Source organism: Arthrobacter pasteuri, from assembly GCF_054510955.1.
This window is the reverse complement of the sequence record NZ_JBTNDO010000003.1, coordinates 49,229-70,360: the sequence shown is the minus strand read 5'-3', so window position 1 is coordinate 70,360 and position 21,132 is coordinate 49,229. Positions and strand designations below refer to the sequence as shown.

The following is a 21,132-nucleotide window of genomic DNA, read 5'->3' as shown; positions in this document are numbered from 1 at the left end:
CCCATGCCATCTCCCAGCAGGCGGGAGGATGCACCCCATTCCCGGGAGCATCCTCCCGCCGACCACCTCCTCCTCCACTTCAGCGACACCCACTTCGTGGCCGACGGGCTGCTCTACGGCGGGGTGGACGGCCGTGAACGGCTCGTCCAGCTCCTGGCAGAGGTCGGGAAGTCCGGGGTCCGGCCGGACGCCCTGATCTTCACGGGCGATCTTGCGAATTACGGGGAACCGGACGCGTACGCGGCATTGCGGGGCGTCGTCGAGCCCTTCGCCGAACAACTTGGCGCGCCGGTGATCTGGCTCATGGGCAACCATGACAGGCGCCCGGCCCTGCGCAGGGAACTGCTCGGGGAGCCGCCGGAGGAGGCGCCGCTGTACCGCAGCTACCAGCTCGGCGGTCTGCGGGTCATCACGCTCGACACCTCCGTGCCCGGGTACCATCACGGAGAGCTCGACGACGCGCAGCTCGCCTGGTTGGACGCCGAGCTGTCCCGGCCCGCGCCCGAGGGCAGCATCCTGGCCCTGCACCACCCACCGATCCCCATGGTGCAGGACCTCGCGGTGCTGACGGAACTGCGACGCCAGGACCGGCTGGCCGAGATCGTGGCGGGCAGGGACATTCGGCTGATCCTGGCCGGGCACGTCCACTTCCCGTCCTCGGCCCTGTTCGCAGGCGTCCCCGTCTCCGTGGCGTCGTCGACCTGCTACACCCAGGACCTCAACGTCCCGGTGGGCGGCATCCGGGGGATGGATGGTGCGCAGGGCTTCAACCTGGTGCACGTCTATCCGCACACGATCGTCACGTCCTTCGCGACCCTGGGATCCTTCGCGACGGTGGGGGAGTACGTGGCGCCGGAGGAGGTGCGACGGCGGCTTGCTGCAGCTGACGCGGGGGCGGCCCCGGGGAGTTCGGCACGCCGTTGAGCAGCCGGGAACCGCTCAGGTCATGGGGGCTGCGCGGCCGTGACGGTGAGCCGCAAACTGTGGACGGCGAGCGCCCCGCCGCAGCCGTCGGAGAACCGCACCCCAGCCTCGCCGCCTGCAACCGCGGCGAACATCTGCGACGGCTCGCTTCGTCACTGCGGTTCCCGTGAACGACGGCCGGAGTGCCCGGTGCCCGGGCGTAGGGTGGGGAGCCCACGAAAGGAGCACTCCATGAAGAAGATTCTCATGGTTCTGACCAGCGTTTCCGAGATCGGCGACACCGGGGAGAAGACCGGCTACAACGTGGCCGAGGCCGCACATCCCTGGAAGGTCTTCAAGGACTCCGGGCACTTCGTCGACTTCGCGTCGATCCAGGGCGGGCAGCCCCCGCGCGACGAGGTGGACACCTCCGACCCCGTGCAGGTCGCCTTCACGGAGGACGAGACCACACGCGCCGGCCTCTACAACACGGCCCGCGTCGACGTCGTCGATCCCGCCCAGTACGACGCCGTCTACCTCGTGGGCGGGCACGGCGCCATGTGGGACTTCCCGGACAGCGAGGGCCTGCAGAAGCTCGTGGCCGGCGTCCACAACGGAGGCGGCCTGGTCGGCGCAGTCTGCCACGGGCCCGCCGGGCTGGTGAACGTGGAACTGGACAACGGGTTCCGCCTCGTCGAGGGTCGCACGGTGGCCGCCTTCACCAATGACGAGGAGGTCGCCGCGGGCAAGGACAAGGTCATCCCCTTCTTCCTGGCGGACCGCCTCGAGGAACAGGGCGCAACCCACGTTTTCGCGGACGTCTTCGAGGAGAAAGTCGTAGTCGATGATCGGCTTGTAACCGGTCAGAACCCTGCGTCGGCAGCGGGCGTGGCCAAGGAGATGGAGAAGCTCTTCGCGGTGGTCATTCACCAGGAGAAAGCCGAGGAACAGCACGAGGCGGAGGCCCTGCGCGCCGAGAAGGATGCGGTCAAGGCTGCTTCGGCGGGTGACGAGGACTGACAGCTGGTGGACCCGTGGGGGATGCGCGGCGTCCGCTCCGCGGGTTCCCTCCCTATGCACAGCAAAAGACCCCGCTTCCCTGGATCTACAGGGAAGCGGGGTCTTTCAGGTGGCGGTGACGGTGGGATTTGAACCCACGTTGGCTTTTACACCAAACAACATTTCGAGTGTTGCACCTTCGGCCGCTCGGACACGTCACCAACGCCGCTACTTTACCGGGTGGGACGCCCGAGTCCCAAAACGGGGCCCGGCCTGCGTCGAGCACAGGGCGCTAGGGCAGCTCGATGACGTCGTTCTTGCCGGAGTCGGGCTTGCTGCCGGTCACGAGGCCCTTGACCATCTTCACGGCCGAGACGACCCGCGGGGCGTCCATGGACCAGTACTCGGCGGTGTGCGCGTCGACGTGGATGAGGGCGACGGCGGGGTCGTCGCGGCCGTTCTCGAACCACGCGGACACCGAGGGGCCCCACAGCTCGTCGATCTTCGCCTGGTCCCTGGACAGGGTGGCCGTGCCTGCGATCGAGACGTACCCCTTGCCCGTGCTCGCGGACACGTTGACCTGGGGGTTCGCGCGGATCTCGTCGGCCTTGGGGGAGGGGTCCTCGGTGAAGAACCAGAGGTCGCCGTCGAAGTCCTTGCCGTGCAGTGCGAGCGGCCGGCTCACGAGCTGCCCGTTCAGGCTCACGGTGGTGAGGATCGCGATGTCGGCCTTGTCGAGTATGTGCTGTACTTCCTTCAAACCGTCCTGCTGGTCTGCCACGTCTACTCCTTCGTGAGGTCTGCTGCGGATTTCATCAGCCTACGCAGGATCACCGGGAGCCGGAACCGGACCGCTGCGCCGAGAAGAAGTCCTTGAGCAGCAGCGCGCATTCGTCCTCGCGCACACCGGCGAAGACCTCGGTCCAGTGGTTCAGCCGGCGCTCGCGGAGCACGTCGAAGACCGACCCCGATGCTCCCGCCTTCTCGTCCCAGGCGCCGAACACCACGCGGGGGATACGGGCCAGGACGGATGCTCCGGCGCACATGGCACACGGTTCGAGGGTGACCACCAGGGTGCAGCCCTCGAGCCGCCAGGTGCCGAGGAGCGCTGCCGCCGCGCGGATGGCCTGCACCTCCGCGTGCGCCGTCGGGTCGCCGAGTTCCTCGCGCTGGTTCCAGCCCGTGCCGAGCACGCGGCCGCCGGGGCCGACGACGACGGCACCGATGGGTACGTCTGCGCTCGCGTGGGCCCGCGCGGCCGCGTCCAGCGCCAGTCCCATCCATGCCCGATGCTCGGGATCGACGGGAGGACGGAAGGGGGTCATGGGCTCAATGGTACTTTTGACCCATGCGCGTACTGGTAGTCGACCACCCCCTGGTAGCCCACAAACTCACGGTTCTCCGGGACAAGAACACGTCGTCACCGGTGTTCCGACTCCTCACGGAGGAGCTCGTCACCCTGCTGGCCTACGAGGCCACACGCGACGTCCGCGTCGAGACCGTGTCCATCGAGACCCCCGTGACCACCACCCAGGGGACGGGCCTCGTGAAGCCGACACCCCTCGTGGTCCCCATCCTCCGTGCCGGCCTCGGCATGCTCGAGGGCATGACGCGCCTCGTGCCGACCGCGGAGGTCGGGTTCCTCGGCATGGCCCGCAACGAGGAGACCCTCGAGGCCATCACCTACGCCGAGAGGCTGCCTGACGATCTGACGGGACGCCAGGTGTTCGTGCTCGATCCGATGCTGGCGACCGGAGGCACCCTCCGCGAGGCCATCAAGTTCCTGTTCGCCCGTGGTGCCGCAGACATCACCTGCATCTGCCTCCTGGCCGCGCCCGAGGGTCTCGCAACCCTGCAGGAGGAGCTGGACGGCCGCAACGTCACCATCGTCCTCGCCTCGATCGACGAGAAACTCAACGAGAAGTCGTACATCGTGCCCGGCCTCGGCGATGCGGGAGACCGTCTGTACGGCGTCGTCGGCTAGGCGGTTCTCCCCGCCTTCCGGGCGGGAGGCCTTCCTGTACCAGTCCGGACCGTTCTTGGCAGCACCTGCGCAACATTCGTCGAAAATGCGCCAGAGGGTTGTGCAACCCGGGACGACGGACTCCAATGGTGCGATGACAAAGGACATCAGCGCGGTCGAGTCGAATGCACCCACCGGACTCAAGCGGGCGATCGGCGCACCGCTGCTGTTCGCGTTCATCGTCGGTGACACGCTCGGGGCCGGCATCTACACGCTGGTTGGCACCATGGCCACCGACGTCGGGGGTGTGATCTGGCTGCCGCTGCTCATCGCGCTGGTTCTGGCGCTCCTCACCGCGGGGACCTACGCGGAGCTCATCACCAAGTATCCGCACGCCGGTGGTGCGGCGCGGTACATCGAGCGGGCCTTCAACATCCCCTACCTGTCGTTCCTCGTGGGATTCCTGATGATGGCTTCGGGCATCACGACCGCCGCCGCCCTCGCGAACGCCTTCGCCGGCGACTACCTCGCCGCGCTCATCGACGTACCCGCTGCTCCCGCCGCCGTGGTCTTCATCATCCTGCTGACGGTGATCAACCTCCGCGGCGTACGGGAGTCCCTCGCCGCGAACCTCGTCGCGTCCGTCATCGAAGTGAGCGGGCTCGTGCTCGTCATCGTGCTCGCGGCCTTCGTGCTCGGCAGCGGCAACGGGGAGCCGGCCCGGCTCCTGGAGTTCGCTCCGGACGTGGCTCCCCTGCAGGGTGCCCTCGCGGCGTCCGTCATCGCGTTCTTCTCCTTCCTGGGATTCGAGGCTGCGGCCAACATGGCCGAGGAAGTACGCAACCCGTCGAAGGCTTATCCCCGGGCCCTCTTCGGCGCCATCGGGACCGCGGCTGTCGTGTACCTCTTGATCGCGCTCGGCGCTGTCATCGTCCTGCCGCCGGCCGACCTCGCGGTGTCCACCGGGCCGCTGCTCGACGTGGTGAACGCCAGCGGCGTCGGGATACCGCCCTGGCTGTTCAGCCTGATCGCACTCGTCGCCATCGCCAACGGCGCCCTGCTGTTCATGGTGATGGCCAGCCGGGTCGGCTACGGCCTCGCGGAAGCGGAACTCCTTCCACGTCTCTTCGGCCGCGTGCTGCCCAACCGGCGTACGCCGTGGGTCTCGATCGTCGTCGTCGCCGCGTTGACCATTGTGCTGACCCTCACCGGGGAGCTTTCCACGCTGGCCGAGACCACCGTGCTCCTGCTGCTCCTGGTGTTCCTGTCAGCCAACGTGAGTGTGCTCGTCCTCAAGAAGGACAAGGTCGAGCATTCCCACTTCTCGGTACCCCGGATCGTGCCGATACTCGCGATCATCGCCAGCATCGCGATGCTGACGCAGCAGACGGGGGTCGTATGGCTGGGCGCTGTTGCGTATGTGGTCGTCGGGTCGGTGCTGTACCTCGCGGCACGCGCGGGCCGGAAGCGCGAGGAGCGCATCGCGCGCTAGCGCAGCGGAGGAAGGCTGTCCCGGTCGGACGCCCTCCCGGTCTCCCCGTCTTCCTGCACTGTCTGGTACCGCTGTTCCAGGCTGTAAAGTACGCTCCCCCGACCTGCGATATCTGGACGGGAGGCGCCCGAAGACGGCTCGTACTGGACATCGCGTAGGGGGAGCGCTGCAGTGCGGCCCGCTGTTGCCGGTCCGTCCACCACCCGACCGGTCCACATACTGGACGTCGGGCAATGTTACTTGCGCGTAGCGGATTGTTACATGCAATAATTCGACACGTGAACATGAACTCACTCGCATCTGCAGCCGCAGTTTCCTCGGGCGTCCCGTCCGTAGCGAACTTCCGCTGTTGTCGAATGCACGCGTAACGGTCATACCCAGACCTTCCTTACGCACTTTCAGCCCAACGGCGGGCAATTCTCTTCATCCCGACCGGGCACATCCCGCATTCGAGCCGCGATGACGGCACACTTCACGAGGTCGCTTCCATGTCAGTAAATCCGGGCTACGTCCATATCTCCCTCCGCTCCCCCCAGAACCGGCAGGCACGCCAGCAGTTCGCGCCGTCCTACACCGCGCACGCCCCGCAGGTTCCCCACCAGCACTCCCGCCTCCAGGCACTGCCCGGCGGGGACGCGGCACGGCCGATGAGCGAACCGGTTCCCGTCGTCGCACCCAACGGAGTGCCCGGGCCGCAGGCCGTCACCGGCGATACGACGGCGCGCGGTTTCGTGCTCTACGTCGCACTCGACGAGGCCACGGCTGCCGCCGCAGGCACCACGTTCTCCAAGCTGGCCCAGGACGTCCGCAACTACGTGCGGACCCTCGTGCCGACGGCGGAGAGCCACGCTGCGGTGGCCCTCGCCCCGGCCGACGCCCGCGGGTCCGACATCGACGTCGTCCGTGCGGCACTGGGCGACCCCACGGTCACCCGCCGCCCGCGGCCGGAAGCGGTCCCCGCCCCGTCACAGGCCCAGCCTGCCCGACCCACCGGTGTCCTCATCGACCTGTCGCGCCGCGAGGTGCACCTCGACGGCGAGACGCTGAACCTGACCTTCAAGGAGTTCGAGCTCCTGAACTACCTCGTCGAGAACGCGGCGCGGACCGTGGGCCGCGAGGAACTGCTCAGCGGGCTGTGGCGCAACGCCGACGAGGTGCCGAACGAGCGCACGATCGACGTCCACATCCGGCGGCTGCGCTCGAAGCTCGGACGCCTGGCCAACACCGTGCGGACCGTGCGCGGCCAGGGCTACCGGTTCTACGACCACCCCGAAGTGGTCGTCTGGGCGGCACCCGAGTACTCCATCTAGTCGGTCCTGGCTTAGGCTCTGAAGCATGGCCGCCCACCTGAAGAAGCTCCTGCTGCTGCGCCATGCGAAGGCCGAGTTCCAGGAGGGCGTGCCGGACCACGAGCGTTCGCTCAGCTCGAGGGGCCATGCCGACGCACCGCTGATCGGCCGCTGGATGCTCGAGCATGACGCCGTCCCCGACTTCATCCTCGTGTCCACGGCACTGCGTGCCCGCCAGACCTGTACCTGGGTCTGCAAGGAGCTCGGGGACAAGGCGCCCACGCCGAAGCTGGAGGACGACCTGTACGCGGCGCGGCCTACGGAGATGCTCACGCTCATCAACCATGTGCCGCCGACCGTGACCAGTCTGCTCGTCATCGCCCACAATCCCGGTGTGCAGGAGCTCGCGATGCGCCTCGCCTCCGTGCGGTCGAGCGAGCCGGCCGTCATGGACCTCGCCACGGACTACCCGACCGCGGGCCTCACCGTTCTGACATACGACGGCGACTGGGCTGCACTCGACGGGCGTGACGCCGACGTCACCGACTTCGTGGTGCGCCGGGCGTCGAGCCTCCGCTGACGCGACCAACACCCGTGGCCGAGGCAGCCGGGGGATGACGTAGCGCTGCATCATCTCGTTGTTCGGGACTTATGGCCCTACCCGGGCACGCCCCCGGGGCATAGCGTCTCGACCAAAGCTCGCATGTCTCCATCTGCACGAAGGGGTCGCAATGCGCCGGTCTGGATCCGCCGTCCGCGGAATGGCATTGGCCCTCGCCCTCGCCCTCGGTGGTGGCCTCGGGGGCACGGCTCTGGGACCGTCCGCGGCCGCCGTATCGGCGGGGGCTGGGCAGCGGAGCGTTCCGGCGTTGATGGCGGTCGAGCAGGCCGGCGACGACGCAATCGTCCAGCACTACGGGCAGCTCGGCGGCAGCGCATCGATTCTCGGCACGCCGGTCGGCAGCGTGTACGACATCGCTGGGGGTCGCGCGCAGGACTACACCGCCGGCACGATCTACTGGAGCCCCGGCACCGGAGCGCACGAGGTGCACGGGGCAATCCGCGGACGCTATCTCGTGCTCGGCGGGCCGGCCGGCTTCCTGGGCTTCCCGGTCACGGACGAGACCGCCACTCCGGGTGCCGCTGGTCGGTACAACGACTTCGCTGGAGGGTCGGTCTACTACAGCTCCGGCACCGGAGCGCGCGAGGTGCACGGGGCGATCCGCGGACGCTATCTCGTGCTCGGCGGACCGGCCGGCTTCCTGGGCTTCCCACTCACGAACGAGACCGCCACTCCGGGCGCCGCTGGTCAGTACAACGACTTCGCCGGAGGGTCCGTCTACTGGAGCCCCGGCACCGGAGCGCACGAGGTGCACGGGGCGATCCGCGGACGCTATCTTCTGCTCGGCGGTCCGGCCGGCGTCCTGGGCTTCCCGCTCACGGACGAGACCGCCACCCCCGACGGGATCGGCCGGTACAACCACTTCAGCGGCAAGAACGCCGGCTCGTCGATCTACTGGTCGCCTGCGACGGGAGCCCGCGAGGTGTACGGAGCCATCCGAGCCCGGTGGGTGGCCCTCGGTTGGGAGCGCAGCCGGCTCGGCTACCCGACCAGCGGCGAGTACGGCATCACGGGCGGGCGCCGCAGCGACTTCCAGCGCGGGTCGATCCTGTGGCACGCGGCCAGCGGCAGGACCGAGGTCATCTACGCCGGCGTCCCGGCGAGGCTCCTGGGCGTGGACCTCGAGCGCATTCCGACCACGCAGAAGGTTGTCGCGCTCACGTTCGACGCCGGCGCAAGTAACGCCGCACTCCGATCGGTCCTCGCAACCCTCGCAGCCAACGGCGTTCCAGGCACATTCTTTCCCACCGGGAACTGGGTCAACCAGTTCCCCTCCGATCTGGCGCTGATCTACAACGCGGGCCACCGGATCGGCAATCACTCCATGACCCACCCGGACTTCACGACCCTGACCGACGCCCAGATCGCGACCGAGATCAGCGGCGCGCAGAGGGCCATCAGGGCCGCTGGAGGCGAGTCGGTCCCGTTCTTCCGCTTCCCTCTCGGCGCCCGCGATTCCCGCACGATTGCCGACGTCAACGCCGCCGGTTACGCGGCGTTCCGGTGGACCGTTGACACCCTGGGCTGGCAAGGCACCATGAACGGAACCCGCGGCCCGAGCTTCATCGTCCAGCGCGTCATGGCTACCGCGCAGCCCGGGCAGATCGTCCTGATGCACATCGGCTCGCACCCCACCGACGGCTCGACGCTCGACGCCGCGGCCCTCCCACAGGTGATCTCCCAGCTCCGGGCGGCAGGCTACGGCTTCGTCACCCTCGACGCCGCCCTGTGATCCCTTCATCCGGTCATCCCTTCGGGGTTCGGGCTACTGCCCGCCGAGTAGGCAGATAGAACAGGGCGCGGATGCTTGACCCGCTACGCCTGGCCGGCTACTGCCCGTACTTCTCGAGCAGCCGCAGCCAGACCTCGCTGACGGTGGGGTAGGCGGGCACCGCGTGCCACAGGCGGTCGAGCGGCACCTCGCCGACGACGGCGATCGTGGCGGCGTGCAGCATCTCGGACACCTCGGGTCCCGCGAAGGTGACGCCCACGAGCACCTTCCTGTCCTCGTCGACGACCATCTGCGCCCATCCCTTGTACCCGTCGGAGTGGAGGGAGGAGCCGGCGACCGCGATCTCGAGGGAGGTCTCCGACGCGTTGACGCCGTCCTTCCGCGCCTGCTCGAGGGTGCGGCCCACCATGGCGATCTCGGGGTCCGTGAAGACCACCTGGGGGACGGCGCCCCGGTCCGCCGTCGAGGCGTAGGGGCTCCATTCCGCGGCGGAGTCCCCGAGGATGCCCTGGGCGCGGGCCGCGATGGCGTCACCGGTCATGCGCGCCTCGTACTTGCCCTGGTGTGTCAGCTGGACAATCCCGCCCACGTCGCCGACGGCGTACAGCCAGCCGCCGGCGCCGGGAACACGCCCCGTGTCGTCGCGGCTCAGCTTCTTCGGGTCCAGGCCCAGGGCCTCGAGGCCGACGTTCGACGTGTGCGGGTGGCGGCCGGTGGAGACGAGCAGCTTCTCCGCCGTGACGGTCCGGCCTCCACCGACCTCGAGCACGAATCTGCCGTCCTCCTTGCGGACCGCGTTCGTGGCCGTGTCCGTCAGGATGATGACTCCCTCGCCGCGGAGCGCGTCGAGGACGAGGTCCGAGGCCTCCTTGGGGTAGTTGCCGAGGATGCCGCTGCGGGCAATGACCGTGACCTCGGCGCCGAGCCGGGCGTAGGCCTGCGCGAGTTCGATGCCGGCCACCCCGCCGCCGAGCACCGCGAGGCTCGCGGGTACCTCCCGGGCGGAGGTGGCCTCCCGGGTGGTCCAGTAGTCCAGGTCGTGCAGTCCGTCGATGGGCGGGACGATCGGCGTCGAGCCGGTGGCGAGGACGACAGCCTGCGTAGCCATGAATACGGAGGTCGAGCCGTCGTCGTGGGAGATGGTCACCTCGCGCTCACCGGAGAGGGTCGCCCAGCCGCGCTGCAGCTCGATGCCTGCGGAGGCCACCCATTCCTCCTGGGAGGAATCGTCCCAGTCGGACGTGAACGACGTGCGGCGCTCGAGCACCTGCTGGGCATCGAGCGTGCCCGTCACTGCCTCGCGTGCGCCGGCGACACTGCGGGCCGCATTGAGGATGGTGCCGGGACGGAGGAGCGCCTTGGACGGCATGCAGGCCCAGTAGGAGCACTCGCCGCCGACGAGGTCGGACTCGACGAGCACTGCGGAGAGGCCTTTCTGGACCACCCGTCCTGCTACGTTCTCGCCGACAGCGCCGGCGCCGATCACGATGACATCGATGGTGCGGGGTTCACTCATAGGCTGAGCCTCCCACTGGACCGGCGGGCGGAGCAACAACGAGAAAAGCCCCGGCCGAAGCCGGGGCCTTTCAAGTAGGTTCATAGGAACCGTGGTGCGCGCGAAGGGATTCGAACCCCCAACCTTCTGATCCGTAGTCAGATGCTCTATCCGTTGAGCTACGCACGCATCCGTAGTCCATCGATCCGCAGTGCGGATGAGTCCTACAAGCTGGCCGTTTGGCCGTAGACAACTCTAGCCGAAATCGATCGGGACGCCTAATCGAGCCATTACATCCTGACTACCTAGACCGGTCTACGTGACCTTGGTCACAAGCAGGTGTTACGTAAGCGCTCGACATCCTTGTGATGCCGCGCTTCGTGAGGCCAGCGCTCCGAATGTTTCGAAATGGGTGCCCTTGTCCGAAATGTGCCACCCCTAGCATCGATACACCTAGCACCCAACGAAGGGAAGAGTAATGGGCGATCCTGTGCGCCAGCTTGAGGTCGACACACCAGCCACGAGCCCCCATGACGCGGCGCTGCCGGATGCTTCCGGTTCCGCGCCGACGACCCATGCGGCCCTCCTCTCCTGGGTGCGGGACGTGCAGCAACTGACGCAGCCTGCCGACGTCGTGTGGATCGATGGGTCGGCGGAGGAGAACAAGCGCCTCACGGACGCACTCGTGGAGGCCGGGACCTTCGTGCGGTTGAACCCTGAGACGTTTCCCAACTCCTTCGCGGCGTTCTCGGACCCCAAGGACGTGGCCCGGGTCGAGGAGCAGACGTTCATCTGCTCGAAGGACGAGAGGGAAGCGGGCTTCACCAACAACTGGATGGACCCCGCAGAGATGAAGGCCAAGCTCACAGGCCTGTTCTCCGGCGCCATGCGCGGGCGCACCATGTACGTCATCCCCTTCGTGATGGGCCACCTCGATGCCGAGGACCCGAAGTTCGGGGTCGAGATCACCGACAGTGCCTACGTGGTGACGTCCATGCGCATCATGGCGACCATCGGCTCCGCGGTCCTGGACAGGATGACAGAGCTCGGCGCCGACTTCGTCCCGGCCCTGCACTCCCTGGGGGCGCCGCTGGCCGAGGGCGAGGCGGATGTGCCGTGGCCGTGCAACGACGACAAGTGGATCGTGCACTTCCCCGAGGAGCGTTCCATCTGGTCCTACGGCTCCGGTTACGGCGGCAACGCCCTGCTCGGCAAGAAGTGCTACGCGCTGCGCATCGCCTCCGTGATGGCACGCGAGGAGGGCTGGCTCGCCGAGCACATGCTCATTCTCAAGCTCACCTCCCCCCAGGACAAGACCTACTACCTGTCCGCGGCGTTCCCCTCCGCGTGCGGCAAGACCAACCTCGCGCTGCTCGACCCGACCATCGAGGGCTGGAAGGTCGAGACCCTCGGGGACGACATCACCTGGATGCGCTTCGGGAAGGAAGGCGAGCTGCGTGCAGTCAACCCCGAGGCGGGACTGTTCGGCGTCGCCCCCGGCACCGGCTGGCACACCAACCCGAACGCCATGCGTGCTATCGCCAAGGGCAACTCCGTGTTCACCAACGTCGCGCTCACGGACGACGGCGGCGTGTGGTGGGAAGGCATGACCGAGGAGGTGCCGGCGCACCTGACCGACTGGCAGGGACGGGACTGGACGCCGGACATGGACCACCCCGCCGCGCACCCCAACGCCCGGTTCTGCACCCCGATCGACCAGATCGACATGTTGGCGGAGGAGTTCAACCGGCCCGACGGCGTCGAACTCTCCGCGATCCTCTTCGGTGGCCGCCGCAAGACGACCATCCCTCTGGTCACGCAGTCACGCAACTGGGCCAACGGCATCTTCATGGGCTCCACCCTCTCCTCGGAGACCACGGCCGCCGCCGCCGGGGAAGTGGGCCGGGTCCGCCGGGATCCGATGGCGATGCTGCCCTTCATCGGGTACGACGCCGGGGACTACCTGCGTCACTGGCTGACCCTCAGCGCGGCGGCGGACCAGTCCCGCCTGCCCAAGATCTTCCTGGTCAACTGGTTCCGCCGCACCGCCTCCGGCGGCTTCGCCTGGCCCGGGTTCGGCGACAACTCCCGCGTCCTGAAGTGGGTCATCGAACGTCTCGAGGGCACCGCGGACGCCGTCGAGACCCCCATCGGGTACGTCCCCACCGGGGATGCCCTGGACCTCACCGGCCTGGACATGACCCCCGCCGAGGTCGAGGCCGCCGTGCATGTCGACGCCGTCGAATGGGCCCAGGAACTGGCGGGCATCGAGGAATGGTACGGCCGCTTCGGGGACTCCCTGCCCGAGGAGCTCAAGGGCCAGCTCGCCGAACTCAAGGAACGCTTCCACGTCGCCTGATCCGGCGCGCTGATCCAGCCAGGGATCCGGCTGCCGGACACGCGAAAGGCCCCTTCCGCCGGAAGGGGCCTTTCGTCGTTCTGGCACGCGCTCGGCGGTCCCGGGACGGCTACGCGCGGATGACGGCGAGGACGCGCTGGACGAGGTCCTCGAGCGTCTCCGGGTCCACGGCCTCGGCATTGAGGCGGAGGTAGGGCTCGGTGTTCGAGGGGCGGAGGTTGAACCACCAGTTGGCGTGATCGGGAGTGAAGGTGAGGCCGTCGAGGTCGTCGACCACCACGCCCTCCTGTTCGAACTCGGCGCGGGCCCGGGCGATCGAGCCCTGGAGGTCGGCCACCTTCGAGTTGACCTCGCCCGAGGAGAAGTAGGGTTCGTACTCGCGTCCGAGGTCCGACAGCGGGCCGTCCTGCTCGCCGAGGGCGGCCAGGACGTGCATGGCGGCCAGCATGCCGGTGTCGGCGTTCCAGAAGTCACGGAAGTAGTAGTGGGCCGAGTGCTCACCGCCGAACACCGCGCCCTCCTTGGCCATGACGGCCTTGATGAAGGAGTGGCCCACACGCGTGCGGACCGGACGGCCGCCGTCGTGCCGGATCAGTTCCGGGACGGCGCGGGAGGTGATGAGGTTGTGGATGATCACGGGCTCGGACTCGCCGGCGGCCTGCGCGCGCGCGATCTCCCGGCGCGCGACCATCGCGGTGATGGCGCTCGGCGAGACCGGCTCGCCCTTCTCGTCGATGATGAAGCAGCGGTCCGCGTCACCGTCGAACGCGATCCCGATGTCTGCGCCGTGCTCGACGACGGCGGCCTGCAGGTCGCGCAGGTTCTCCGGCTCCAGAGGGTTGGCCGGGTGGTTGGGGAACGTGCCGTCGAGCTCGAAGTAGAGGGGGACGATCTCGAACGGTAGGGCCGGCAGGAGGCGATCACCGAGGACGGCGGGAGTCGTCAGGCCCGCCATGCCGTTGCCGGCGTCGACCACGATCTTGAGCGGCCGGGACGAGGAGAGGTCCACCTGGGTTCGGAGGAACCGTGAATACTCTTCGAGGATGTCCCGCACACCGGTCTCGCCCCGGACCTCGACGGCGGGGATGGTGCCCTGCGCGAGGTACTGTTCGGCCCGTTCCTGGATGTCGTTGAGGCCGGTCTCGGACGAGACGGGGACCGCCCCGGGGCGCGTCATCTTCATGCCGTTGTACTGGGCGGGGTTGTGGCTGGCGGTGAACGTCACGCCGGCCGCGTTCAAGGTGCCGCTGGCGTAGTACAGCTCGTCCGTGGAGATGAGGTCGAGGAGGACGACGTTCGCACCGCGCAGGGTGGCGCCTTCCGAGAAGGCCTTCGAGAATTCGGGGGACGACGGGCGCATGTCACCGCCGACGAGGATGGTTTCCCCGGCGAGTTCCAGCGAGTCCACGAAGGCTGCTCCGACCGCGCGGACCGAGTCCACAGTGATGGTCTCGCCGACGATGCCGCGGACGTCGTACGCCTTGAAGGATGCAGAAAGATCGAGGGTTGTATTCACGTTCCGAAGTGTATCGGGTGGTGTCACGGCGCGGGCTGTGCACAGGTGCGACCCGCTCGCAGGGAGTGGGGGAGGCGGCTGGGATACTGGGGAAATGTCGCCGACCACCACGCTCAACGAGCAAGCAACCTCCCTCCTCCACACCCTCGTCGGGTCGCCGGACGCGCAGTTCCACGAGGGGCAGTTCGAGGCCATCGAGGCCCTCGTCGAGGGCGGGCGGCGGGCACTCGTCGTCCAGCGGACGGGATGGGGCAAGTCCGCCGTGTACTTCGTGGCGAGCCTGCTGCTGCGCGGGCGGGGTGCGGGTCCCACCCTGATCGTCTCGCCGCTGCTCGCGCTCATGCGGGACCAGGTCGCCGCCGCGGCACGGGCAGGCGTCCGCGCGGAAGCGATCAACTCGGCCAACCAGACCGAGTGGCAGGACATCACCGCCAAGTTGCAGGCGAACGAAGTGGATGTGCTCCTCGTCTCGCCCGAGCGCCTCAACAACCCGTCCTTCCGTGAGCTGTACCTGCCCGAACTCATGCGGCGCACCGGCTTGCTCGTCATCGACGAGGCACACTGCATCTCCGACTGGGGGCACGACTTCCGGCCGGACTACCGGCGTCTGCGCGAGCTGATCCTGGGGCTCCCGCAGGGCGTTCCCGTGCTGGCGACCACGGCGACGGCGAACTTCCGCGTGGTGAAGGACGTCGAGGAGCAGCTCGGGGCGGGCGGCACGGACGTCTTCACGCTGCGCGGCGAGCTGGCGCGCAAATCGCTGCGGCTCGGGGTGCTCCGCCTGCCGAGTCCGCGGTCGCGCCTCGCCTGGCTGCTGACGCACCTGTCCGATCTGCCGGGCAGCGGCATCATCTACGCGCTGACGGTCTCGGCCGCGGAGGACACCGCCCGCCTGCTGCGCGAGAACGGGCACGCCGTGCGCGCCTACACGGGCCGCACCGACCCGGCGGACCGCGAGGCCGCGGAGGCCGCCCTCAAGAACAACGAGGTGAAGGCACTCGTGGCCACGAGCGCCCTCGGCATGGGCTTCGACAAGCCCGACCTCGGTTTCGTGGTGCACCTCGGTGCCCCCTCCTCGCCCGTCGCCTATTACCAGCAGGTGGGACGCGCCGGCCGCGGGACGCCGAACGCCGACGTCCTCCTGCTGCCCGGCGCGGAGGACCGCGACATCTGGGAGTACTTCGCCACCGCGTCGATGCCCTCCCAGGATGCAGCGCTCCGGGTTCTCGGCGCCCTGGAACCCGGTGTCGTCCTGTCCACGCCGGCACTCGAGACGCGGGTCAACCTGAAGCGCTCGCCCCTCGAACTCCTCCTCAAGGTGCTCGATGTCGACGGTGCGGTCCGCAAGGTCACCGGCGGCTGGGAGAGCACCGGCGAACCCTGGACCTATGACGCCGAGCGGTACCGCCGCATCAGCGAGGCCCGCGTCGTGGAACAGCGGGCGATGCTGGATTACGAGAACACTCCGGGCTGCCGGATGGAATTCCTGTCGAAATCCCTCGACGATCCCGCCGCGACGCCCTGCGGCCGCTGCGACAACTGCGCGGGCCCCTGGTACTCCGACGAGGTGGCGCACGCGGCGTCCGATTCCGCGAGCCAGGCGCTCAGCAGGGTCGGTGTGGAGCTGGAGCCGCGCGGCCAGTGGCCCAGCGGCATGGACAAGCTGGGTGTGCCCCTCAAGGGGAAGCTCAAGCCCGGCGAGGTCAGCCTGTCCGGCCGGGCCCTGGCTCGCCTGACGGACCTCGGCTGGGGCAATCGGCTCCGGGAGCTGATGTCGGACGCGACGCCCGACGCACCACTGGATCCGGCGATCGTCGAGGCCGTCGTGCGGGTCCTGGCGCAATGGGGCTGGGACGAGCGGCCCGTCGCCGTGGTCAGCGTGCCCTCACGGCGGCGCCCGCAACTCATCGGGTCCCTGGCGCAGGCGCTCGCCGGGGTGGGGCGGATTCCCTACCTCGGGCAGCTGACGATGCCGAACGGCTTCCCGCAGGGCCAGCCCGGAGGCAACAGTGCGTTCCGTCTCGCCTCCGTCTGGGACCACTTCGCCGTTCCGCCCGAGGGTGCCGCCTGGTTCGCAGCGAACCCGGGACCGGTCCTGCTCGTGGACGACTTCGCCGACAGCCGGTGGACCATCACCGAGGCAGGCAGGGCCCTGCGCGCTGCAGGAGCCTCGGGCGTGCTTCCGTTCGCCCTGGCGCTGAAGGCCTAAGCGGGCCGGTTCCGGGGCAACAGGCCCGTGCACCAGGCTCCGGAACGCAAAGGACCCCCTGTTTCCAGGGGGTCCGTTCGCGGAGACGGGGGGATTTGAACCCCCGGTAGGCTTTAGGCCCACACTTCATTAGCAGTGAAGCCCATTCGGCCGCTCTGGCACGTCTCCATCGGCTATCTCTAGCCTCCCAAGGTTACCCAGAAGGGGAGGGCAAGAGCAAAACGCCCGGTCCGGTCCCGGCTGTGCCGCGAAAGCGCCCACAGGCCGGCCCAGGCAGGACGGCGCCGGCAGAACGGTCCGTCAGAGTGAGCCGGTGAGCGCACGCCACAGGAACTCGAAGCTCATGGCGTGCATCCTCGCCGCTTGCCGGTTGTCGGACGCGCCGGCATGTCCGCCCTCCAGCGCCTCGTGGAACCAGACGTTCTGGACGCCCAGGTCCTTCATCCTCGCCGCCATCTTGCGTGCCTGCACGGGGCCCACCCGGTCATCACTCGTCGCCGTCCAGATGAGGGTCTTGGGATACGCCACGTCGTCCCGGAGGAGGTGGTAGGGCGAGAACGTCCGCACGTACTCCCATTCCTCGGGCTTGTCGGGGTCGCCGTACTCGGCGATCCAGGAGAACCCGGCCGACAGCTTCGTGTAGCGGCGCATGTCCAGGAGCGGAACCCCGCACGAGATCGCGCCGAACAGGTGCGGGTACGTGGTGAGCATGTTGCCGACGAGCAGCCCTCCGTTGCTCCGGCCGGTGCAGCCCAGCAGCGCGGGCGAGGTGACACCCCGCTGCACCAGGTCGCCGGCGATGGCAGCGAAATCCTCGTAGGCGCGGTGGCGGTTGGAGTGCAGGGCGGCGGAATGCCACTGCGGTCCGTACTCTCCTCCACCCCGGATGTTCGCCAGGACGTAGACGCCGTGCCTGCCGTCCTCCGTCACGCGTTCGAGCCAGCCCCGGCCGATCACGCCGCTGTAGGCGGGGGTCAGTGAGTGCTCGAACCCGCCGTAGCCGGACAGCAGGGTGGGGTTGGCGCCGTCGAGCTGCAGGTCCTTCGACGCGATCTGGAAGTAGGGAATCCGTGTGCCGTCGCTCGACACCGCGAAGTGCTGCTCGACGCTGTACCGGTCCTCGGCGAAGTAGGACGGTGAGGACTTCACCGCGGTGGAGTTCCCGCCGATGGTGCCGCGGTACAGCGTGGACGGGGTCAGGAAGCCGGTGGCGACGAGCCAGTAGTCGTCGCCGGCGTCCTCGTCCTCGTCGTCGACCGCGTACGCGTCCACCGAGTGGAGGGGCGGGCAGGCGTCCAGGAGGTCGGCGGCCCAGTCGCTCGCCGGGTCGAGAATGCGGATCTCCGAGGACACGTCGTGGAGCAGGTTGAGCAGGAGGTGGTTCCGTGTCCAGCTCCAGGACTGGAGGGACGTCGAGGCGTCCGGGGCGAAGACCGTCACGAAGGAGCGGTCCCCGTCGAGGAAGGACGCGAGATCGATGACGAGCAGGGATCCCGCTCCGTGCGTGCTGCCCCCGGTGGTCCAGTCGGTGCGGGGCCGGACGATCAGCCACTGCCGGTGCAGGGAGATGCTGGCGTCCTCGGGGACCTCGAGGAGGCGCCACCCGCCGTCCTGGCGCAGGTAGGTCCGGCGCGTGTAGAAGTCGATGGAGTCAACGGCGAGGTCCCGCTCGAAGCCGGGCGTCGCATCGTGCAGTACGAGGGCCATCATGTGGTCCTGGTCCACGTCGAAGTACTGCTCGGCCGAGGCGAGGTCTCCGCCGCGCGGCAGGATTCGGACGGTCCGGGGGTAGGAGCTGGACGTCATGGAGCCGGGACCGAAATCCGTGCCGACGTACAGGGCATCCGGGCCGGCCCAGCTGATCCGGCTCTTCGCCGTCGGGATGTCGAAGCCACCGTCGACGAAGGCCAGCGCGCCGAGGTCGAACTCGCGGTAGCGGGTCGCGTCCCCACCGTCCGGGGAGAGGGCGACGAGGACCCGCTCGTGGGGCGCGCCCTCGGCCGGACGAAGGAAGAGGGCGCCAGCCCATACCCACTCGGTGCCTTCGGCGGCACTCAGCGCGTCCACGTCGAGCAGGACTTCCCATGCGGGGTCCTCCGACGCGTAGCTGTCCCACGTCGTGCGGCGCCAGATGCCCTGCCGGTGCTCGGCGTCGCGCCAGAAGTTGTAGTAGAAGTCGCCGTGCTTGCCCGCCATCGGGATGCGGTCGGTGGAGTCGAGCACCTCGAGGATGCTCTGCTCCCGCTGCTCGAAGTCCGGTGTCACGAGGGCGTCCTCGGTCAGCGCGTTCTCGGCGCGCACCCACTCGAGCTGTCGGTTCCCGTAGATGTCCTCGAGCCAGAGAAAGGGGTCGTCCGTGGTCGCGGTGGTGTCCGTCGCGTGCGTCATGGGCCCATCCTATGCAGGGCCCGGGACGCACAGCACCGCGGAGAGGTCCCCGACCCGGCCGGGGGTCGCGGCCGCGTTGGATAGTCTTGACGGGTGAAGAACCAGGAGGCAACGCAGGTCGCCGTCGTCGGAGGCGGACCCCGCGGCACCTCGGTGGTGGAACGACTGATCGCGAGGCACCGGGCTCTCGGTGCTGCTGCTCCGGACATCGTCATACACCTCATCGAGCCCTACGAGCCCGGTCCTGGACACATCTGGAGGGCCGGCCAGTCGCGGCTGTTCCTGATGAACACTCCGAGCCTCTATCCCACCGTGGTGCCGGTCGGCTCCGTGGCCGGGAGTGTCGCCGCAGGACCGGTGGCGGTGTCCTTCGATGAATGGCGGGTCCGTGGCAAGGAAGGCCTCGTTCCCGGCCTCGACGACGCGGACGTCGAGGAGTGCGCGAGGCTCTCCTCGAGGGACTTCCCGAGCAGGGCACTGTACGGGCGGTACCTCGCCTGGGTGTTCGGCGAGCTGGTGCGACAGGCAGGGCCCGGGGTCAGCGTGGTGCACCACCGCAAGGAAGCCGTCGGTATGGGGCCTACCGGCGACGGCGACGGCGGTGACCACAGCGGTGACCACGGCGGTGACCACGGCGGTGACAGCGCGGCTGGAGCGGATGGAACAGGGCGGAGCGGCGCTGCAGCCGGGGCTGCGCGACGCTGGCGGATCGTCCTCGATGACGGGTCGCAGCTCGAGGTCGACGACGTCGTCCTGGCTGTCGGCCACCTCGCCGCTACCCTCACCCCCGAGCAGGACAAGCTGCAGGACGCTGCAGCCCGCCACGGACTGCAGTACTGGGCGCCCGCCGTCCCGGCGGACGTCGCCTGGCACAGGCTGCCCGCCGGGAAGACGGTGCTGATCCGCGGGCTAGGGCTCAACTTCTTCGACGCCATGATCCAGTTGACGGAGGGCCGTGGGGGACGGTTCTCGCAGCGGGACGACGGTCGGCTGGACTACGAGGCATCAGGCAGGGAGCCCCGGCTCGTCGCGGCCTCGCGGCGCGGAGTGCCCTATCGGGCGAAGGCCGAGCTCGACTCCTACATCCCGCGCAGCGTCACACTGCGCTTCTGCACACCCGAGCGTGTGCTCGCGTTCCGGGAGTCGGGAGTCCAGCCGGGCTTCGATCACGACATCTGGCCCCTGCTGCACCGCGACGTGCTGTGGGCCTACTACTCGACGCTCTGCCGCACCGAGGCACGGGTGCTGCGGTCCAGCGAGGAGTTCCTCGGGGAACTGGACGGAGCCCTGCCCCTGGAGGGTCCCGGGTGGGAAGCCGCAGCCGGTGCCGTCGTCGCGCGCCGGGTGCCGGAGGACCTGCGCCTGGACGTCGAAGCCCTCGCGCACCCGTTCGCCGGGCGCCGCTTCGAGGACGGCGAGGAGTTCGCCGCGGCCGTGCTCGCCTACCTCGACGCAGATGCCGCCGGTTCGGCCCGGGGCGAGGACGACCCGCTCAAGATGGCGATCGGTGCCATGAACGCCGGCCGGTCGGTCATCAAGCAGGCCGTGGCGGACGGCGGCATCTCCGCGACGTCATGGGATACGGAACTGCGGGGATGGTTCGAACCGCTCGTCGAGGGTCTCGCGAGCGGGCCGCCACCGGTGCGCATCGCCCAGCTCGCGGCGCTCGTCCGCGCCGGGATCGTGCGCTTCGTCGGGCCGAACCCGAGTTTCGGCTTCGACCCGGACGAGGGGCTCTTCCGCGCCACGTCCCCCTGGGTCCATGGCGATTCGTTCTCGGGGCGCTACCTCGTGGAGGCGATGATGCCCGCCAACCGGGTCTCGACGAGTCTCTCCCCGCTCATGCGCAGCCTCCTGGCGACGGGCACCGTTCGGCCCAGGACCTCGATGGCCGAGGACGGAGTCCCGGTGACGTCGGCCGGGCTCGACGTCTCCGCTCCTCCCTACCGCGCCGTCGACCGCACCGGCAAGGAACAGGAATCGCTCTTCGTGATAGGTCTCCAGCTCGCATCGGTCCAGTGGGGGACGGCCATCGCGGCGGAGGCCGGAGCGCCCCTGGAGGCGGGTGGCAGGACCCTCCTCGATGCCGACGCCATTGCAGGGGCCATCCTGGCGCGGACCGCAGCCGCCTGACACGCCTCCGTCGGGAACCGGATGCGGCACGT

The 21,132-nt window shown here is 68.9% G+C and carries 15 protein-coding genes and 3 tRNA genes; 10 read left to right on the top strand and 8 right to left on the bottom strand.

Features of this window, described 5'->3' with window-relative positions:
- Positions 1-3: 3 nt before the first annotated feature.
- Together ACX80H_RS13545 and ACX80H_RS13540 are read left to right on the top strand one after the other, a co-directional pair.
- Positions 4-924 carry a phosphodiesterase gene (locus ACX80H_RS13545; RefSeq protein WP_459313890.1) on the top strand — a complete coding sequence of 307 codons (921 nt, stop codon included), beginning with the start codon at positions 4-6 and terminating at the stop codon, positions 922-924.
- 231 nt (positions 925-1,155) lie between these two features.
- Positions 1,156-1,923: a type 1 glutamine amidotransferase domain-containing protein gene (locus ACX80H_RS13540; RefSeq protein WP_459313889.1), complete on the top strand. Its 768-nt coding sequence runs from the start codon at positions 1,156-1,158 to the stop codon at positions 1,921-1,923.
- A 110-nt stretch (positions 1,924-2,033) separates the two neighbouring features.
- Here the strand turns inward: ACX80H_RS13540 and ACX80H_RS13535 are convergent.
- The 3 genes from ACX80H_RS13535 to tadA all read right to left on the bottom strand — a co-directional run bounded on the left by ACX80H_RS13535 (position 2,034) and on the right by tadA (position 3,227).
- Positions 2,034-2,123 (bottom strand) — tRNA-Ser (locus ACX80H_RS13535).
- 71 nt (positions 2,124-2,194) lie between these two features.
- The gene (locus ACX80H_RS13530; RefSeq protein WP_459313888.1) at positions 2,195-2,683 is read right to left on the bottom strand and encodes a pyridoxamine 5'-phosphate oxidase family protein; all 489 of its coding nucleotides are present in this window, start codon (positions 2,681-2,683) and stop codon (positions 2,195-2,197) included.
- Positions 2,684-2,732: 49 nt separating this feature from the next.
- On the bottom strand, positions 2,733-3,227 hold the full coding sequence (tadA, locus tag ACX80H_RS13525; RefSeq protein ID WP_459313887.1) for a tRNA adenosine(34) deaminase TadA: 495 nt from the start codon (positions 3,225-3,227) through the stop codon (positions 2,733-2,735).
- A 23-nt stretch (positions 3,228-3,250) separates the two neighbouring features.
- Between tadA and upp the strand changes: the two genes are divergently transcribed.
- From upp to ACX80H_RS13500, 5 genes are all read left to right on the top strand, one after another.
- Complete coding sequence (gene upp, locus ACX80H_RS13520; protein WP_459313886.1) at positions 3,251-3,886, top strand: uracil phosphoribosyltransferase; 636 nt, start codon at positions 3,251-3,253, stop codon at positions 3,884-3,886.
- Between the two features lie 133 nt (positions 3,887-4,019).
- The gene (locus ACX80H_RS13515) at positions 4,020-5,357 is read left to right on the top strand and encodes an APC family permease (protein WP_459313885.1); all 1,338 of its coding nucleotides are present in this window, start codon (positions 4,020-4,022) and stop codon (positions 5,355-5,357) included.
- A 488-nt stretch (positions 5,358-5,845) separates the two neighbouring features.
- The gene (locus tag ACX80H_RS13510; RefSeq protein WP_459313884.1) at positions 5,846-6,667 is read left to right on the top strand and encodes a winged helix-turn-helix domain-containing protein; all 822 of its coding nucleotides are present in this window, start codon (positions 5,846-5,848) and stop codon (positions 6,665-6,667) included.
- 25 nt (positions 6,668-6,692) lie between these two features.
- Positions 6,693-7,226: a SixA phosphatase family protein gene (locus ACX80H_RS13505; RefSeq protein ID WP_459313883.1), complete on the top strand. Its 534-nt coding sequence runs from the start codon at positions 6,693-6,695 to the stop codon at positions 7,224-7,226.
- A gap of 151 nt (positions 7,227-7,377) precedes the next feature.
- Complete coding sequence (locus ACX80H_RS13500) at positions 7,378-9,000, top strand: polysaccharide deacetylase family protein (RefSeq protein WP_459313882.1); 1,623 nt, start codon at positions 7,378-7,380, stop codon at positions 8,998-9,000.
- Positions 9,001-9,097: 97 nt separating this feature from the next.
- Here ACX80H_RS13500 and ACX80H_RS13495 read toward each other — a convergent pair whose 3' ends face one another.
- Together ACX80H_RS13495 and ACX80H_RS13490 are read right to left on the bottom strand one after the other, a co-directional pair.
- Positions 9,098-10,516: a dihydrolipoyl dehydrogenase family protein gene (locus ACX80H_RS13495; protein ID WP_459313881.1), complete on the bottom strand. Its 1,419-nt coding sequence runs from the start codon at positions 10,514-10,516 to the stop codon at positions 9,098-9,100.
- A 92-nt stretch (positions 10,517-10,608) separates the two neighbouring features.
- Positions 10,609-10,684, bottom strand: a tRNA-Arg gene (locus ACX80H_RS13490).
- A 289-nt stretch (positions 10,685-10,973) separates the two neighbouring features.
- Between ACX80H_RS13490 and ACX80H_RS13485 the strand changes: the two genes are divergently transcribed.
- Positions 10,974-12,854 carry a phosphoenolpyruvate carboxykinase (GTP) gene (locus ACX80H_RS13485; protein WP_459313880.1) on the top strand — a complete coding sequence of 627 codons (1,881 nt, stop codon included), beginning with the start codon at positions 10,974-10,976 and terminating at the stop codon, positions 12,852-12,854.
- Between the two features lie 109 nt (positions 12,855-12,963).
- Here the strand turns inward: ACX80H_RS13485 and ACX80H_RS13480 are convergent, their stop codons facing one another.
- Positions 12,964-14,370, bottom strand: a complete 1,407-nt coding sequence (locus ACX80H_RS13480; protein ID WP_459313879.1) for a phosphomannomutase/phosphoglucomutase — start codon at positions 14,368-14,370, stop codon at positions 12,964-12,966.
- A gap of 94 nt (positions 14,371-14,464) precedes the next feature.
- Here ACX80H_RS13480 and ACX80H_RS13475 point away from each other — a divergent pair, with 94 nt between their 5' ends.
- On the top strand, positions 14,465-16,579 hold the full coding sequence (locus tag ACX80H_RS13475; RefSeq protein ID WP_459313878.1) for a RecQ family ATP-dependent DNA helicase: 2,115 nt from the start codon (positions 14,465-14,467) through the stop codon (positions 16,577-16,579).
- Positions 16,580-16,659: 80 nt separating this feature from the next.
- On the opposite strand, the gene ACX80H_RS13470 is transcribed toward ACX80H_RS13475, so the two are convergent.
- Both ACX80H_RS13470 and ACX80H_RS13465 read right to left on the bottom strand, forming a co-directional pair.
- Positions 16,660-16,747: transfer RNA gene (locus ACX80H_RS13470), tRNA-Ser, on the bottom strand.
- 132 nt (positions 16,748-16,879) lie between these two features.
- On the bottom strand, positions 16,880-18,967 hold the full coding sequence (locus tag ACX80H_RS13465) for a prolyl oligopeptidase family serine peptidase (RefSeq protein WP_459313877.1): 2,088 nt from the start codon (positions 18,965-18,967) through the stop codon (positions 16,880-16,882).
- Between the two features lie 93 nt (positions 18,968-19,060).
- Between ACX80H_RS13465 and ACX80H_RS13460 the strand changes: the two genes are divergently transcribed.
- Positions 19,061-21,100, top strand: coding sequence for an FAD/NAD(P)-binding protein (locus ACX80H_RS13460; protein ID WP_459313876.1), 2,040 nt, complete (start codon positions 19,061-19,063; stop codon positions 21,098-21,100).
- Positions 21,101-21,132: the final 32 nt, after the last annotated feature.

What these genes read in the sequence shown, in the direction of transcription:
- ACX80H_RS13545 (WP_459313890.1), top strand. Translation starts at nt 4, where the DNA reads ATGCCATCTCCCAGCAGGCGGGAGGATGCACCCCATTCCCGGGAGCAT.
- ACX80H_RS13540 (WP_459313889.1), top strand. Translation starts at nt 1,156, where the DNA reads ATGAAGAAGATTCTCATGGTTCTGACCAGCGTTTCCGAGATCGGCGAC.
- tadA (WP_459313887.1), bottom strand. Translation starts at nt 3,227, where the DNA reads ATGACCCCCTTCCGTCCTCCCGTCGATCCCGAGCATCGGGCATGGATG.
- upp (WP_459313886.1), top strand. Translation starts at nt 3,251, where the DNA reads ATGCGCGTACTGGTAGTCGACCACCCCCTGGTAGCCCACAAACTCACG.
- ACX80H_RS13515 (WP_459313885.1), top strand. Translation starts at nt 4,020, where the DNA reads ATGACAAAGGACATCAGCGCGGTCGAGTCGAATGCACCCACCGGACTC.
- ACX80H_RS13510 (WP_459313884.1), top strand. Translation starts at nt 5,846, where the DNA reads ATGTCAGTAAATCCGGGCTACGTCCATATCTCCCTCCGCTCCCCCCAG.
- ACX80H_RS13505 (WP_459313883.1), top strand. Translation starts at nt 6,693, where the DNA reads ATGGCCGCCCACCTGAAGAAGCTCCTGCTGCTGCGCCATGCGAAGGCC.
- ACX80H_RS13500 (WP_459313882.1), top strand. Translation starts at nt 7,378, where the DNA reads ATGCGCCGGTCTGGATCCGCCGTCCGCGGAATGGCATTGGCCCTCGCC.
- ACX80H_RS13495 (WP_459313881.1), bottom strand. Translation starts at nt 10,516, where the DNA reads ATGAGTGAACCCCGCACCATCGATGTCATCGTGATCGGCGCCGGCGCT.
- ACX80H_RS13485 (WP_459313880.1), top strand. Translation starts at nt 10,974, where the DNA reads ATGGGCGATCCTGTGCGCCAGCTTGAGGTCGACACACCAGCCACGAGC.
- ACX80H_RS13475 (WP_459313878.1), top strand. Translation starts at nt 14,465, where the DNA reads ATGTCGCCGACCACCACGCTCAACGAGCAAGCAACCTCCCTCCTCCAC.
- ACX80H_RS13465 (WP_459313877.1), bottom strand. Translation starts at nt 18,967, where the DNA reads ATGACGCACGCGACGGACACCACCGCGACCACGGACGACCCCTTTCTC.